This is a genomic window from Pontibacter sp. LHS2 (assembly GCF_058932845.1).
The window spans coordinates 913,297-929,768 of the sequence record NZ_JBZYWG010000002.1 but is presented as its reverse complement, the minus strand read 5'-3'; the positions used below and the strand labels follow the sequence as shown (position 1 = coordinate 929,768).

At 50.6% G+C, this 16,472-nt stretch carries 10 protein-coding genes; all 10 read left to right on the top strand.

The window, feature by feature from the left end:
- Positions 1-356: 356 nt before the first annotated feature.
- Positions 357-3,617 carry a SusC/RagA family TonB-linked outer membrane protein gene (locus AC5FX6_RS12590; RefSeq protein ID WP_493597404.1) on the top strand — a complete coding sequence of 1,087 codons (3,261 nt, stop codon included), beginning with the start codon at positions 357-359 and terminating at the stop codon, positions 3,615-3,617.
- Between the two features lie 19 nt (positions 3,618-3,636).
- On the top strand, positions 3,637-5,448 hold the full coding sequence (locus tag AC5FX6_RS12585; RefSeq protein ID WP_493597403.1) for a RagB/SusD family nutrient uptake outer membrane protein: 1,812 nt from the start codon (positions 3,637-3,639) through the stop codon (positions 5,446-5,448).
- Positions 5,449-5,483: 35 nt separating this feature from the next.
- Positions 5,484-7,130, top strand: coding sequence for a DUF4957 domain-containing protein (locus AC5FX6_RS12580; RefSeq protein WP_493597402.1), 1,647 nt, complete (start codon positions 5,484-5,486; stop codon positions 7,128-7,130).
- Positions 7,131-7,189: 59 nt separating this feature from the next.
- Positions 7,190-8,680, top strand: coding sequence for a pectate lyase (locus AC5FX6_RS12575; RefSeq protein ID WP_493597401.1), 1,491 nt, complete (start codon positions 7,190-7,192; stop codon positions 8,678-8,680).
- A gap of 17 nt (positions 8,681-8,697) precedes the next feature.
- Complete coding sequence (locus tag AC5FX6_RS12570) at positions 8,698-9,975, top strand: DUF4861 domain-containing protein (RefSeq protein ID WP_493597400.1); 1,278 nt, start codon at positions 8,698-8,700, stop codon at positions 9,973-9,975.
- Positions 9,976-10,038: 63 nt separating this feature from the next.
- The gene (locus tag AC5FX6_RS12565) at positions 10,039-11,472 is read left to right on the top strand and encodes a pectate lyase family protein (protein ID WP_493597541.1); all 1,434 of its coding nucleotides are present in this window, start codon (positions 10,039-10,041) and stop codon (positions 11,470-11,472) included.
- Positions 11,473-11,475: 3 nt separating this feature from the next.
- Positions 11,476-12,444, top strand: a complete 969-nt coding sequence (locus tag AC5FX6_RS12560) for a pectinesterase family protein (RefSeq protein ID WP_493597399.1) — start codon at positions 11,476-11,478, stop codon at positions 12,442-12,444.
- A gap of 46 nt (positions 12,445-12,490) precedes the next feature.
- Entirely contained in the window at positions 12,491-13,720 is a 1,230-nt protein-coding gene (locus tag AC5FX6_RS12555) for a glycoside hydrolase family 88/105 protein (RefSeq protein WP_493597398.1), read from the top strand.
- 24 nt (positions 13,721-13,744) lie between these two features.
- A complete protein-coding gene (locus AC5FX6_RS12550) occupies positions 13,745-14,731 on the top strand; it encodes a pectinesterase family protein (protein ID WP_493597397.1) in 987 nt (328 codons plus the stop codon).
- A 25-nt stretch (positions 14,732-14,756) separates the two neighbouring features.
- The gene (locus tag AC5FX6_RS12545; protein WP_493597396.1) at positions 14,757-16,463 is read left to right on the top strand and encodes a glycoside hydrolase family 43 protein; all 1,707 of its coding nucleotides are present in this window, start codon (positions 14,757-14,759) and stop codon (positions 16,461-16,463) included.
- The last annotated feature ends 9 nt before the right edge of the window (positions 16,464-16,472 follow it).

The following is a 16,472-nucleotide window of genomic DNA, read 5'->3' as shown; positions in this document are numbered from 1 at the left end:
ATCTGCCGCTATTAGTAAAGTGATAGGGGGTATATATAGATGGGCAGGTTTTAAAATGTCAATGAATAGGCTGATTTGTTAGTTTATTTTCAAAAATGTTTAAACAAGGTTGCTGGAAAATGATTTTTTGAAAAATAAAAGAACTTTTTATTGTTTTTTTTGAGGAGAGTTATTAAAATGCAATCGGTTGCGCAAATTATTTGTGCAAGCCTGGCAGAAGTTTAGGTTCATTTGGTGCAATTACAATGCCTTCATAAGATTCAAAGATCTGCCAATTACGCGCCGGAAATACATACGCAAGGTTTTATACCTGAAGAATAAAAATAGTCCTTATTATAACAAACTAATCTATACCTATGCAACATGTTTTACTAAAGAAGATGAAGTACCTGCTCACGGTATCGTTTGTCTTCGCCGCCTTTGCCGGCGCGTTTGCCCAGGGCTTTACTGTAACTGGCAAAGTAGTGGATGAGAAAGGGGAAGGCTTGCCCGGTGTAACCGTCATATTGAAGGGTACTTCGGTGGCAGCTCCTACGGATGTGGAGGGTAGCTACAGGCTGGTTGCTCCAAATGGTGATGGCGTGCTGGTGTTCCGCTTTATTGGCTACCAGACGCAGGAAGTGGGAATTGGCAACCGTGCAACAGTAGATGTGAAGCTACAGCCTGATGCGAAAGCACTGGAAGAAGTGGTGGTGATTGGTTACCAGGAGGTCTCCCGAAAAGAACTAACGGCTTCTGTTTCTTCTGTAAGCGCAAAGCAGATCAAGGACATACCTGTAAGTACGGCTGCTGAAGCGCTTGCGGGTCGTCTTGCAGGTGTGCAGGTAACTACAACGGAAGGACGGCCTGGTGCTGATATCCAGATCAGGGTGCGTGGTGGTAGCTCCATCTCACAGGATAACTCTCCTTTATATATAGTAGATGGCATACAGATGGAAAATGCCCTTTCTGTTTTGTCACCGCAGGAAATTGAGACGATTGACGTACTGAAGGATGCAGCCTCTACTGCCATATATGGTGCCAGGGGGGCAAACGGCGTAGTGGTTATCACAACCAAAGGTGGTGTTGAGATGCCTACCCAGGTGACTTATAACGGTTTCGCGGGTGTCCGCAGCATCGTGAATAAGCTGGATGTGATGAATCCGTACGATTTTGTGAAATACCAGTACCAGATTTACAACTATAATACAAACGAAGAAACCAGAAACAACTTCGTAAGCCGCTATGGTCGTTACGAAGATATCGATATCTATCAGAACATGCCTTTTGCCGATTGGCAAGACAAAGTGTTCGGGCGCGATGCTTTCAGCCAGACACATATTGTAGGGGTGACCGGAGGTAGCAAGACCACAACTTTCAACCTGACGCTGAATCACACAGATGAAGAAGGCATCATGCTCAATTCCGGATTTGTGCGAACATTGGCTTCCTTTAAATTTGACCACAAGATCAACGATCGCCTGAAAGTAGGGGTAAACACTCGTTACAGCCGCCAGCGAGTTGATGGCATAGGTACCTCCAGCACGGGATCACAAAGCTCTAACAGACTCAGAAACGCTGTTAGATTCAGACCATTTATAGCACCTGGCCAGGAAAACGTGGTGGACGAGTTTGATCCGGAGTTTGCCAACCTGACCAATCTGACCAGTCCGGTGCTCCTGGCAAATCAGGAAATCAGAAATGACTACCGCAATAATCTCCTGTTGAACGGACAGGTCTCTTATAGTATTCTGAAAGACTTGACTTTCAGAAGCGTGTTTGGTATTAACACCACCAGCAGAGACGTAAACATCTTTAATGGGCCAGTAACAGGCGTGGCCCGACAAAACGCAGGTATGCCGGTTGTGCAGCTGCAGGGTAGCGAAGCAATATCGCTTACAAACTCCAATACACTCAACTACCGCTTCTCTCTAAACGAGATACATAAGCTTGACGCGCTGGTAGGTCAGGAGATCTTCCAGACCAATATCACCAACCGCAACATTACAACCAAATGGCTGCCTGTCGATATAACCCCGGAACAGGCTTTTGCAGGCATACAAACAGCCTCACCTCCTGCAGGTCTGGTGCAGGATGCTCCGTCAACTTTTGAATCCTCCACTAGCCTTCTTTCTTATTTTGGACGATTGACCTATAGCTTCAAGGACAGATATCGCGCAGTATTCAACATGCGTCGTGATGCTTCCTCGCTTTTTGCTCCACAGAGACGTGTGGGTTACTTCCCATCGGCCTCATTGGCCTGGCACATCGGAGAAGAGAGCTTTATGGAGTTTACCAAAAACTGGATGTCTGACCTGAAGCTTCGTGTAAGTATGGGTGAGGTGGGTAATAACAGAATCCCTCTTGATTCGTGGAAAATTCTATTGGCGCCTGGCAGCAATGATGGTTATGGTTTCAACGAGTCTATCACACCAGGCTATGCACCCGGCGATGAGTTAGCAAACCCTAATCTGCAATGGGAAACTACTGTTTCGAAGAACATCGGATTAGACTTTTCCATTCTTAATAATCGTGTTACAGCTTCTGTTGATGCCTACCAGACCACCACAAAGGACCTATTGCTGAGAGCTGCCATTCCTCAAACCAGTGGATATTCCTGGCAATTGCAGAATGCCGGATCGACAGAGAACAGAGGTCTGGAAGTGCAGTTGAACGGAATTGTGGTAGACTCAAAAGACTTTACCTGGAACGCTAACTTCAACGTCGCCTTCAACAGAAACAAGATCACAAGCCTGGGCCGGGATGTAATGGGCAATCCATTGAACTCTTACCTGGTAGAGTCTGGCTGGGTGAACAACCTGCAGGACTTTTTGGTAGAGGTGGGGCAACCAGTAGGTCAGTTCTACGGCTATGTAACAGATGGCTATTACACCCTGGATGATTTTAACCACACCTACAATGAATCAACAGGTGTCTGGACTTATACCTTAAGAGACGGTGTGCCTGACAGCCGTGCTGTTGCATTGGGTAACAGAGCACCACAGCCTGGCGATCTGAAACTGAAAAAGCTTGCCGATACCGGCAGCAACCTCATCACACCTGAAGACAGAACCGTGCTGGGCAATGCGCAGCCAAAATTCATTGGTGGTTTCAACCAGCAGTTCACTTACAAAGGCTTTGACATGAGCATCTTCATGAACTTCTCTTATGGCAACAAGGTGTACAATGCCAATAAGATTGAGTTCACGACACAGTACCTCTACCGCGATAACAACATGCTCAGCCTGATGAACGACAGATGGCAGTGGTACAACAATGCTGGGGAACTGGTAACAAATCCGGAGCAATTGGCTGAAATGAACCAGGATGCCAAATACTGGACGCCACCAGGGGGACAGTACTTCCTGCACTCGTTCGCCATCGAGGACGGTTCATTCCTGCGCATCAGCAACCTGACACTCGGCTATTCAATACCTGAAAGCATATTAAAGAGAACAAGGTTTATCTCTAAGTTCAGAGTATATGGCACAGTAAATAACCTTTGGACCATCACCGGTTACTCTGGTTATGACCCGGAAGCTAACACCAGACGAGGAAGCTCTCTTACTCCAAGTGTAGACTATGCTGCTTATCCACGCAGTCGCTTTATACTAGGTGGTGTTAATGTTACTTTCTAGATTTTAATTAAAGTATAAGATGAAAAAGACATATAAAAAGTCCCTGCTCTTTATCCTTGCACTTGGGGGAACACTCAGCTTTACATCCTGTAAAGACTATCTGGACATAGAAACACCTTCCACTGTTTCTCCGGCTACGATGTTCTCTACCCCTTCCTATTCGGAATCGGCAGTTGTTGGTATTTACAACAAGCTGATGGGAGACAATAGCTACGGCAGCCGTATTTCTACCCTCTATCCAAATGCAACTGACGATTTCAGGGTAGGCGGGGCCTACAACCCGCTTGACCGAAGAGGGATAGCCGGTTATGGTATACACCCCGATAATACAGAACTTAACAGGCCATTCCTTGATCTCTACACAGGCATAGAAAGAGCGAACATTGCCATCAAATACATTCCGGCTTCTAATGTGTTCAGCAACGGAAGTGATAGCGAGAAAGCAGCCATGCGAAGATTGCTGGGAGAGGCACTTACGCTTCGTGCTATCTTTTATCATGAGTTGATTCGGAACTGGGGCGATGTGCCCGCCCAATTTGAGCCATCCGCCGATATTCCAGACCTGAACCTTCCGAAGACGGATCGCGATGAAATCTATGATCGCCTGCTGGATGACCTGGAGTATGCTGCAGAGCTTGTGCCATGGAGAGGGCAAACGGGTGCTCCAAGTACTCGCATTACAAAGGGCGCCGTGAAAGGCCTGCGTGCTCGCCTAGCATTGGCAAGAGGTGGGTACTCACTCAGAAGAGAGAGCCGCACCATGGAACGCCGTGGTAACTACCTGGAGTACTACCAAATTGCAAGAGACGAGACCTGGGACATCATGCAGAGCGGGCAGCATGGTCTTAACCCGAACTACGAGAACATCTTCCGCGGACTGCACCTTAGTTCTGTTGACCCAACCGGCGAGCGTATTTTTGAGGCGGGGGCTTATGGCGGTAATGCCCGAACAGACAGCAAGCTGGGCTTCTCGAATGGCCTGCGCATAGATGCCAGTTCCAGCTATGGCCAGGCAAACGGCCAGATAGAGGCAATCCCAACTTATTTCTACGAGTTCGATCAGATTGGTGACTCCAGAAGAGATGTGACCATTGCTTACTTCTCCATCAACAAGGATGACCAAATCGATCTGGCTACCGCCAATCTGATGCGTGACGGCAAGTTCAGAAAATACTGGACAGGCATTACCGGCACAAACCAGACACTGGGTATCAACTGGCCTATCCTGCGCTATGCTGATGTGCTGCTGATGTTTGCAGAAGCAGATAACGAATTGAAGGGCGGCCCTTCAGCAGAGGCCATTGCAGCCTACGAAGCGGTGAGAAGAAGAGCCTTTGCTGGCCATGAAGGGCGTATGGGTACAACTCCTGCCGACAAGCAAGGCTTTTTCAGAGCGATACAGCAAGAGCGTTTCCTGGAGTTTGGTGGAGAGGGCATACGCAAGTATGATCTGATTCGCTGGAATGAACTGGAGAAGATGATAATCGACACCCGCGCCAAACTAGGTGCCTTCCAGAAGGGCGAAGGCAAGTATGCGAATGTGCCAAATTATGTTTACACGAAGCTTGTTCCATTCCGAAATGCGGCAACCGTTGCACTGGAGATGGATGGACTGGAGCTATTTGGTGGTACAGTCGAGGAAGCAATGTTTAAACCGGCTCCATCTTCTGCGCCAGAAGGCTATGTTAGAAAGAACTGGCGAGCCGCTGTGAATGATAATTATATAAAGGACTTTGCAGTTGCTTTCAAACCAGGTCAGTCTGAGTTGTTCCCGATCTACTCTGGTGTGCTTAACCAGAACTTCAGGCTAACACAGGACTACGGATATTAATTTTTAATCAGATCATGAAATCTAGCTATCAAGAGATGAAGAAATATTTAAAGAAAATATCCGGTACGCTGGTGCCCGTGCTGATGCTGGGGCTGGTAACGGTGGCCTGTAAAAAAGAAGTAGATTCCCTCGAGCCGATGCGCATGTTCACACCGGCCGGTGCGATCAAATCAGTAAACGGTGAGACGCAGGTAAAGCTGACCTGGAACCCATCGCTGTACACAACAGCCAGCAGCGGCGTAACCTACACCGTAGAAGTAGCGGCTGATACGCTTTTTGCCACACCGGTTATTCTGACCGTGCAAACAGATACTGCCGGAGTTGTTTTTACGGATGAACAACTGGAAGAGAAGAAGGACTACTATGCACGCATTAGAGCCAATGCGTTAGGGGACAGGCCGGAATCAAAGACAGTGGTGAGTAATAGGTTCCGAATAAGAGGAGAACAGATTATTTCGCCTATACTCAGCTCGGATGTCAAAGACAAGTCTGTGCTGCTGCGTTGGAGAAATACGGCCGGCCTGACCAAAATTGTAGCGACCCCACAAGGCGGCAATCCTATAGAGTATGAGATTACGGCAGAAGACGTGGAAGCGCAGCAGAAGCGCCTGACAGGACTGGCTCCGACGACTACTTATTCCGTTGAGATCTTCGCTGGTGTCAGAAGCAAAGGTGCCATCTCGTTTACCACAAAAGAGGAAAGCGCATTCACGGTAACCGTGGCGCCAACGGATGATCTGCTCGCTGCGATTGAAGGCGCCGCAAATGGCGACGTAATTGGCCTGGAGCAGGGTGTGCATGATTATTCAGGTTCCACGTTCGTCATCGCCCAGAAGCACCTGACAATACAGTCTGTGTCCGGGAATCCGGAGAATACGAAAGTACTTTTCAAGGAAGTGAACCTGAAAGGTACCGGAGCAGGCGTGAAGCTGTCAGGTATAGAGTTTGACGGTGGCCCGGGTAATGCGGCTTATTTCCTGAACTTGGCAGGTATGAGCAGCGACTCTGAAGCGGCGGATTTCACTTCTATTCTGGTAGAGAACTGCATTGTTAAGAACACAGCTAACTGCTTTATGCGCGCCAACCGCGGTGGCAACAACGCGCATAAGATAGAGAGCATCGTGATTACCAACACCATAGGTTTTAACAACGGTGTCTCAACCTATAACTACATCATGCTGGATAAGATGGAGTTCAAGAAACTGGAAATCAAGAACTCTACTTTCTTCAACACTGCCAGAGCCTTCATCAGTTGGGGAACCAACCTGACGGCAGCTACCCGTCCGGTTATCACCATCGACCAGACCACCATCAATAGCTTTGGCTTTGCTGAAAGAAACAACATCCTGATGGATGCCAATGCAAACCCGATCAGCTTTACGATGCAAAACAGCATCGTGGCAAACACGCCAAGAGAAGCAACTGTAGGTACGAGTTTGTTGCGTGCCGCTGCAGAAGGTTCTGAAATCATGGTACGTAACAACAATCTGTTCAAACTGACTAACGGAGCGACGCCAGAGGTAGCGCTTACTTTTCCGAGCTATGTGCAGCAGTCTAATAACCTAGCTGTAGACCTAGGCTGGACCAAAGCAACCACTTCTTTTGCCTTGCCAGCTGATTCTCCGCTGCGCACCGCAGGCAATACGGGAGGCCCTATAGGAGACCTTCGTTGGACACGATAATTTAAGCTAAGTCAGGTATAGCTTTGCTGGCTATACCTGACTTTTACAAACTTAGCCTTATGCACAAGCATTGCTCGAAACTAGGATTACTGGTCAGCTTATCAGCACTGGTGCTTTCTGTGGGATTCACTTCCTGCAAGTCCAAAAGCGAGCCGGCACCCAAGATTGAGAAGCCGACTGCCGAGGGACCTGTTCAGGTGGTAGAACAAGCGCTGGCTTTTCCGGGAGCAGAAGGTTTTGGGAAGGATGTGACCGGCGGACGTGGAGGCAAGGTGATCAAAGTGACAAATCTGAACGACGCTGGAACAGGCAGTCTGCGAGCTGCAGTTGCTACGCCGGGTGCGCGGATCATCGTGTTTGAAGTATCCGGCACGATCGCCCTCAACTCCCGGCTGACCATCGGCAACGGAGACCTGACCATAGCCGGCCAGACGGCACCGGGCGACGGCATCACGATTCGCAATTACCCAGTAGTCGTGAATGCAGATAACGTGATTATCCGCTTTATGCGCTTTAGAATGGGAGACGCGGCCGGTCAGGAAGCAGACGCACTGGAAGGAAGATTTCGCAAAAACATCATCATCGACCACTGCTCCATGAGCTGGTCTACCGACGAATGCGTTTCGTTCTATGCCAACGAGAATTTTACGTTGCAGTGGTGCATTATTTCAGAGAGCCTCCGCAACGCTACCCACGCCAAAGGAGCGCATGGTTACGGCGGCATCTGGGGCGGCAAAAATGCTTCGTTTCATCACAACCTGCTAGCTCACCACGACAGCCGCAACCCACGCTTCGGCGAGGAAGCAGGAAAAGCATTTGCCCTTACCAACCTGGTAGACATGCGCAACAACGTGACCTTTAACTGGGGTAACAACAGCGCCTATGGCGGAGAGGCGATGAACATCAACATCGTGAACAACTATTACAAGCCGGGGCCTGTCACTACCAAGAAGGAGCGCATCTTCTCGATTGATAAAAATAAAATAGAAGGCACGGAGGTATACGACATCTGGGGTAAGTTTTTCATTGACGGTAACGTGGTGGAGGGGAGTTCCCGCGCCACCCATGATAACTGGACTTTCGGCGTGTACAACCAGTTCCATGGCAGCTACGGCACTGTATCTGCCGCTGATAAAGCAGCGATGCGCCTGGAATCCCCACATCCGATCAATAACAATGTGACCACCCATACGGCTGAGGTCGCTTACGAAAGAGTACTGGACTATGCCGGGGCCTCACTGTTGCGTGATGCCGTGGATGTGCGGGTAGTGGGCAATGTGCGTAACAGCTCGTTCACCGCGCCAGGCTCCAACGGCAGTACCAACGGCATTATCGACTCGCAGGAAGATGTGGGCGGTTGGCCGGAGCTGAAATCGAAATCTGCCCCGAAAGACACTGACGGCGACGGTATACCAGACGACTGGGAACTAGCCCATAAGCTGGATCCTGGCAAGCCACAGGACAAAAGAAATCTAAGTACTGCCTACGATGATATCGAAGTGTACATCAACAGCCTGGTGCAGGATATCATCAAAGAGCAGGTGAAATAAAGATGACAAGAGTGAAGATGAAATACAAGAATATGGTGTGGAGAAAAGGAGTGTGTGTGCTGGCAGCGGTATTGTTCAGCATCAAACTTTCGGCGCAGGATCTACGCAAGGAGTATCCGAAGTCCTTCACCGTGAAAGTAACGAATCCACTTGGCCAGGAGCGAGAAAGCACCCCGGTATACCTGAATGCGCAGGAGCTGCAGAAGAAGTATCCGAAGTTCAATACGAAAGCCTTTGTGGTGCTGGATGGCAAAACAGAAATAGCCAGCCAGTACAACCAGAAAGACGGTGACAAGCCAGGTGTATACCTGGTGCTTGACAAAATGGCCCCTAAAACGACCCGCTACCTGACGGTTCGCTACAAAGAAAACGGGGAAGCCAACCGCAACTATACCAAGCGCACACAGGCCGAGTTATCGCACAAAGTAGGAGGGGAGTTCAAAGACCGCAAGTACATGGGCGGCACGTTCCAGAACGTAGACTCGCTACGTGTACCCGACGAAGTAACCGATCATTCATACTATATCCGCTATGAGGGTCCAGGCTGGGAATCGGATAAGGTGGGCTACCGCTTTTACCTGGACTGGCGCAACGGCACCGACGTGTATGGCAAAACCACCCGCGATATGGTGTTGCAGCAGGTAGGTCTCGACGGGTACGACTCTTATCACCAACTGCAGGACTGGGGTATGGATGTGCTGAAAGTTGGAAAGTCATTGGGCGTAGGTACGCTGGCGCATTTCCATCATGGAGCCGCCAACCGCATGGCCGAAACCGACAGCATGATCAGTGTGATCACCGAAAACGGACCGGTGTATTCTTCTATCCGGACCAACTACTACGGCTGGAAGATCGCTGACCTCAACCTTGATATCAACTCGAACATTAACATACACGCTGGCACCCGGCTAACGCACCATCAGGTAGGTATAGCGGGCGGCGAACCGCAGAATCTGGCTACTGGTCTGATCAAAGATAAAAGAGCCAAACTCCATCAAAAGCAGGGTAGCGCTAATGAATGGGGCTACATCGCCACCTACGGCAAGCAGAGTTTGAATGGCGAAGGCGACAACCTGGGTATAGCGGTGCTCTTCCGTCCACAGGACTTCATGGAATTTACTACGGACGAGCACAGCCACGTGGTGAAGCTGAAGCCAAACGGCAATAAGCTGGAGTACTATTACCTGGCTGCCTGGGAACTGGAGCCGGAAGGTATAAAAGACGAAGCCCAATTCCTGCAGTATCTGGACAAAACAGCTCGTGAGCTGGCAAACCCGGTGCAGGTAAAATTTTAAAGAAAGACAAACAAGGTATAGCCTTTAAATAAAGCGCCGATACCTGCAGCATAAATGAATAGCATGACAATCCGAAAAGACCTGAAGAAATTGATATCAAATAGCGTGGCGCTATTGGTAGTATGCCTGGCCGGGTGCGCAACGCACCCGACAGGTATACCTGTCGGGTCTTCTGGGGAGACTGTAACAGCATCTACGGCCCCCGCTATACCTGCTGACTCGAAGCCCCTGGCTTTTCCGGGAGCGGAGGGCTTTGGTAAATACACCACCGGCGGTCGTGGCGGAGAGGTCGTTTATGTGACCAACCTGGACGATAGCGGGGAAGGCAGTCTGCGCAAGGCTATACAGAAAAAAGGACCGCGCATCATCGTGTTTGCAGTGTCGGGCACGATTGCACTCAAAGAGCCACTGGATATCAACAACGGGGATGTGACCATTGCCGGCCAATCGGCTCCGGGCGATGGCATTACCATTCGCAACTATCCGGTCAATGTCAAGGCCGATAATGTGATCCTGCGCTACCTGCGTTTCCGGCTGGGCGACGTGACCGAGCAGCAGGAAGACGCTTTGAGTGGCAACAAAGGGCGCAGCAACATCATCATTGATCATTGTTCCATGAGCTGGGCTACCGATGAATGCGCTTCTTTTTACCGCAACAAAAACTTTACAATGCAGTGGAGCATTGTTTCGGAGAGCCTGAATAGATCAGTGCACGCCAAAGGAGATCATGGCTACGGTGGCATCTGGGGCGGAGAGGGCGCCAGCTTTCATCATAACCTGATCGCTAACCACAGCAGCCGTACACCGCGATTCTCTGGCTCTAAGTCTACGCCAAACAGTCCGGATGAGCTGGTGGACTTCCGAAACAACGTCATCTTTAATTGGGTGCACAACAGTTCGTACGGTGGAGAGAAAGGCCGCTATAACATGGTGAACAACTATTACAAGGCTGGGCCAGCGACGGCTTCTACCAAAACAGACCGCATTGTAAATCCATCGCAGCCATACGGCAAGTTTTATGTGGCCGGCAACCACGTAGAGGGCCATCCGGCTATCACCAGAGACAATTGGGCGGGCGGTGTGCAGGCGGATCATGTAGATTCTGTGAAGACGGTTAATCCTTTTGAGGTGGCAGCCATCAAAGAACAAACGGCTGCCCAGGCATACGAGCTGGTGCTGGCCCATGCCGGAGCCAGTTACAAACGTGATGCCGTGGATGCCCGTGTCGTAGCTGATGTACGCTCAGGAAATCCAACAAGCGGCGCAAAGAAAAACGGTATCATCGATTCGCAACAGGATGTGGGCGGCTGGCCTGAACTGAAGTCTGCCCCGGCACCTGAAGACAAGGACCAAGACGGCATGCCGGATGCCTGGGAACTGAAGCACAATTTGAACCCGAACGATCCGGCGGATGCGGCCGGCTATACCTTGGACAAGCAGTACACCAATGTGGAGGTATACCTGAACAGCTTAATAAAACCAGCAACCGAATTATAGTACATGAAATACCTCCTAACCATATTGTTTACACTTAGCCTTTGGTCAGCACATGCACAGCATAAAAAGCTGGTGGTGGCCCAGGACGGAAGCGGAGACTACACCAGTCTGCAGGAGGCAATCGATGCGGTACCGGCTTTCCCGGTGGGCGGCATGGAGATATTCATCCGGAATGGGGTTTACAAAGAAAAAGTCGTGATTCCTTCCTGGAAAACCGACATACACCTGATCGGGGAGGACAAGCATAAAACGATCATCTCCTGGGACGACTACTCAGGAAAAGGCGACATCAACACCTTCACCTCCTATACCATACTGGTGCAGGGCAATGGCTTCAGGGCCGAGAATATAACCTTCGAGAACACTGCCGGACCGGTCGGCCAAGCCGTGGCGCTGCACGTGGAGGCCGACCGGGCGGTGTTCCGGAACTGCCGCATTGTCGGTGATCAGGATACGCTATATGTTGGGGTGAGTGGCAGCCGGCAGTACTTCGTGGATTGCTACATTGAGGGTACTACCGACTTTATTTTCGGTCCGGCCACCTCGGTTTTTGAGCGCTGCACCATCCAGTGCAAGAAAAACTCTTACATCACGGCTGCTTCTACACCTGAAGGACAGCCTTTTGGATTTGTGTTTCTGAACTGTACCGTAACAGCGGCCGACGAGAAACTTCAGGTATACCTGGGCAGGCCCTGGCGGCCATACGCACAGACGGTGTTTCTGAATCCAAAGCTCGGAAAGCATATTCGACCGGAAGGCTGGCACAACTGGAACAAACCGGAGGCGGAGCAGACAGCTTTTTATGCGGAGTACAATTCCTCCGGCCCCGGCGCTATACCTGCACAGCGGGTGAAATGGTCCAGACAGCTGACAGCAAAAGAAGCCAGGCGCTATACGGTAGAGACAATACTAGCGGGCAAAGACAACTGGAAACCTGATTTGAAAGAGACAAGCGCTGTAGGCAAGAAATAATCAAAAAGAACACGAAAGCTGAAAAGCTACGCAACACAATAAGCTTATGAAATTAATACGCTATACCCTAGCCGCCATGGTGCTCCTGACTACTGCCTGCAAAACAGGTGAGCCTGTGCAACAGCAACAGTCTGTTACACAGGAGGAAGCTAAACCCTGGTCAGTACAGATGGCTGACTCCGAGATGAAGCGCAGTCCGGAAGGGTGGATGATCGACTTTCAGCCGAAGCCGAAGTGGGACTATACCCAGGGACTGTTTGCCAGTGCGCTGGAGCAGGTATGGAAGCAAACCGGCGACGAAAAGTATTTGACCTACATCAAGACCTTTGCCGACACCATGATCACGGCTGACGGCACCATCCGCACCTACAAAAAGCTGGATTATAACATCGATCGTGTGAACCCGGGCAAGTTCCTGATCAAGCTTTACGAAGAGACCGGCGACAAGCGGTACAAGATAGCATTGGACAACCTGCGCGACCAGATGCGCACGCACCCGCGCACGAGCGAAGGCGGCTTCTGGCACAAGAAGGTATACCCGCACCAGATGTGGCTCGACGGCCTGTACATGGCTTCCCCTTTCCTGGCAGAGTATGGCGCCAAGTATAACGAGCCCGCCTTGTTCGACGACGTGGCGAACCAGATCATCTTAGTAGACAAGTATACCTGGAATCCGGAGAAAGGTCTGTACCACCACGGTTGGGACGAAAGCAAAGAGCAGCAGTGGGCTGACCCAAAGACTGGTCGCTCGCCGGAGGTATGGGGCCGTGCCATGGGCTGGTTTGCCATGTCGCTGGTCGATGTGCTCGATTACTTCCCACAGGACCATCCGAAGCGTGTTGAGATACTAAACATCACCCAGAAACTGGCGAAAGCTATTGTACAATACCAGGACCCGAAAACAGGACTCTGGTGGCAGGTGGTAGACCAGGGTGGTCGTGAAGGCAATTACCTGGAGTCTTCGGCATCGAGCATGTTTACTTACTTTTTGGTAAAGGCCAGTAAGAAAGGCTACCTAGATCAGAGTTACATGCAGGCGGCTAACAGAGGCTACCAGGGTATACTGGATAACTTTATCCGTCAGGATGCAGATGGCGGCATTAGCATTACAGAAGTTTGCGCCGTAGCCGGACTTGGTGGAAAACCTTACCGCGAAGGTACCTACGAGTACTACATCTCTGAACCGAAGCGTGACAACGATCCCAAAGCAGTTGGTCCTTTCATCATGGCCTCTATCGAATTTGAAGAACTGAAAACAGCGGCCGCTGTACGTTAGGTATAGCAGCTGCATATAGCAAGCATGGCACACAAAACTTACCTCTTACTGATCACCCTATTCTTTCACTTTGCGCTGGCGAAGGCACAGTCCCCTGCCCAGGATTTTGTGGTGGCGCAGGATGGCAGCGGTGATTTCAAGACTGTGCAGGAAGCCATCAATGCCGTGCCGGATTTCCGCAAGAACCACACAACGATCTACATCAAAAAGGGGGTATATAAAGAAAAGCTGGTGCTGCCGACTTCCAAAACGATGGTGAAATTTGTGGGCGAAGATGTGCAGCATACCATCCTGACCTACGACGATTTCGCTTCTAAGAAGAATCGATTCGGGGAGGAAATGGGTACCACCGGCTCCACCAGTTTCTTTATTTTCGGAGATGACTTTTCGGCTGAGAACATCACCTTTGAAAACTCCGCAGGACCGGTAGGGCAGGCGGTAGCGGTGCGCATCGACGGCGACCGGGTGATGTTCACCAACTGCCGCTTTCTGGGTAACCAGGACACGCTATACCCGCACGGCGAGAAGAGCCGGCAGTACTACAAGAATTGTTACATCGAAGGCACGACCGACTTCATTTTTGGCTGGTCCACGGCTGTGTTCGAGAACTGCGAGATCTATAGCAAGAAAGGCGGCAGTTATGTTACGGCTGCCTCTACACCAGAAGGTGCGGCTTATGGCTTTGTGTTCCTGAACTGCCGTCTCACCGGCGACGCCCCGAAAGCCTCTTATTACCTGGGCCGTCCCTGGAGGCCGCATGCCAGAACGGTATTCATCAACAGTTATCTCGGGGCGCACATCAAGCCGGAAGGGTGGCACAACTGGAGCAAGCCGGAAGCAGAGAAAACCACTTACTATGCCGAGTATAAGTCCAAAGGTCCGGGAGCCAAAGCTGGCAAGCGGGTAGATTGGGCGCATCAGTTGAGCAAAAAAGAGCTCAACGACTATACCTTAGAAAAGATATTCAATGGCTGGACACCGGGGCAACCTTATGTCCAGGCCAGTAAATAAACCCTTGCAACCAACTGCCTTTGCTATGACTCAAAAACCTGTACTTTACGCTGCCGTTTGCTTTTCATTGCTGCTCGCTTCCTGCTCAGGACTCGCACAGCAGGACAATACAACTGCAACCGCAGAGACACTACAGTCAACAGCAGCTGCTGTCTCGGAGGTATGGGTGGCCGATCTGGGCGATGGCAGGTATAAGAATCCGATCCTGCATGCCGATTACTCCGACCCGGATGTGGTGCAGGTGGGCGAGGACTACTACATGACATCTTCCAGCTTCAATGCTATACCTGGTCTGCAAATTCTGCATTCCAAAGATCTCGTGAACTGGTCCCTGATCGGGTATGCACTGGACCGCAATCAGCCTTACGACCACTTCTCTAAGCCACAGCACGGCAACGGGGTATGGGCACCTTCCATCCGTTACCACAAAGGTGAGTTCTACATCTATTGGGGAGATCCGGATTTCGGCATCTACATGGTGAAGACGAAAGACCCCGCCGGACAATGGGAGAAGCCCGTGCTGGTAAAAGAAGGCAAAGGCTTGATTGATGCTTGTCCGCTGTGGGATGAAGATGGCAAGGCTTATCTGATACATGGCTGGGCCGGGAGCCGCGCAGGTATAAAGAGCATCCTTACGATAAACAAAATGAGCCCGGATGGCACAAAGGTGCTGGACGAGGGTATGATGATATTTGACGGGCATGATGCGCATCCAACCGTGGAAGGACCGAAGTTCTACAAGCGCAACGGCTACTATTACATTTTCGCTCCGGCCGGCGGCGTTTCGACAGGTTGGCAGCTGGTGCTGCGCTCAAAGAACGTGTATGGCCCTTATGAAGAAAAGATCGTGATGGATCAGGGCAATACGCCGATCAACGGTCCGCATCAGGGTGCCTGGGTTGAAACCACGACTGGCGAAGACTGGTTTATCCACTTTCAGGATATAGAAGCCTATGGTCGCGTGGTGCACCTGAACCCGGTGAAATGGGTGAACGACTGGCCAGTGATAGGTATAGACAAAGACGGCGACGGCAAAGGGGAGCCCGTGCTGACCTACCAGAAACCAAACGTGGGCAAGGTATACCCAGTGGCTACTCCACCGGAGTCAGACGAATTCGATAACCATACCTTAGGGTTGCAGTGGCAGTGGCATGCTAACCCAAGAGCTACCTGGGCATTTGCAACCGGTACCAAAGGCCAACTGCGTCTGTTCACGGAGCAGCTGCCGGAAGACTTTAAAAACTACTGGGATGTGCCGAATCTCCTGCTGCAGAAGTTTCCGGCAGAAACGTTCACGACCACAACCAAACTCAAATTCACGCCAAACTCGAAACTGCAGGACGAGCGCACTGGCCTCATCGTCATGGGCGAAAATTACGGCTATGTATCGCTGGTGAGCAAAGCTGATGGACTATACCTGACTTACAACACCGCCTCTAAAGCCGACAAAGGCACACCAGAGAAAGAAGAGGTACTCGGCAAGCTGAACGGCAACGAAGTATACTTCCGGGTGAGCGTGAGCAAAGGTGCCGCGTGTCAGTTCAGCTATAGCGAAGACGGCACTACATTTAAAAACGTGGGCGCTCCTTTCACAGCTGTACCGGGGCGCTGGATTGGCGCTAAAGTAGGCTTGTTTGCCACCCGTCCCGGCAAAACCAACGACTCTGGCTTTGCTGATGTGGACTGGTTCCGCATCACCCCAAACCCTAAAACAATTTCTGTAAGAGACTAAAGCTGAAGA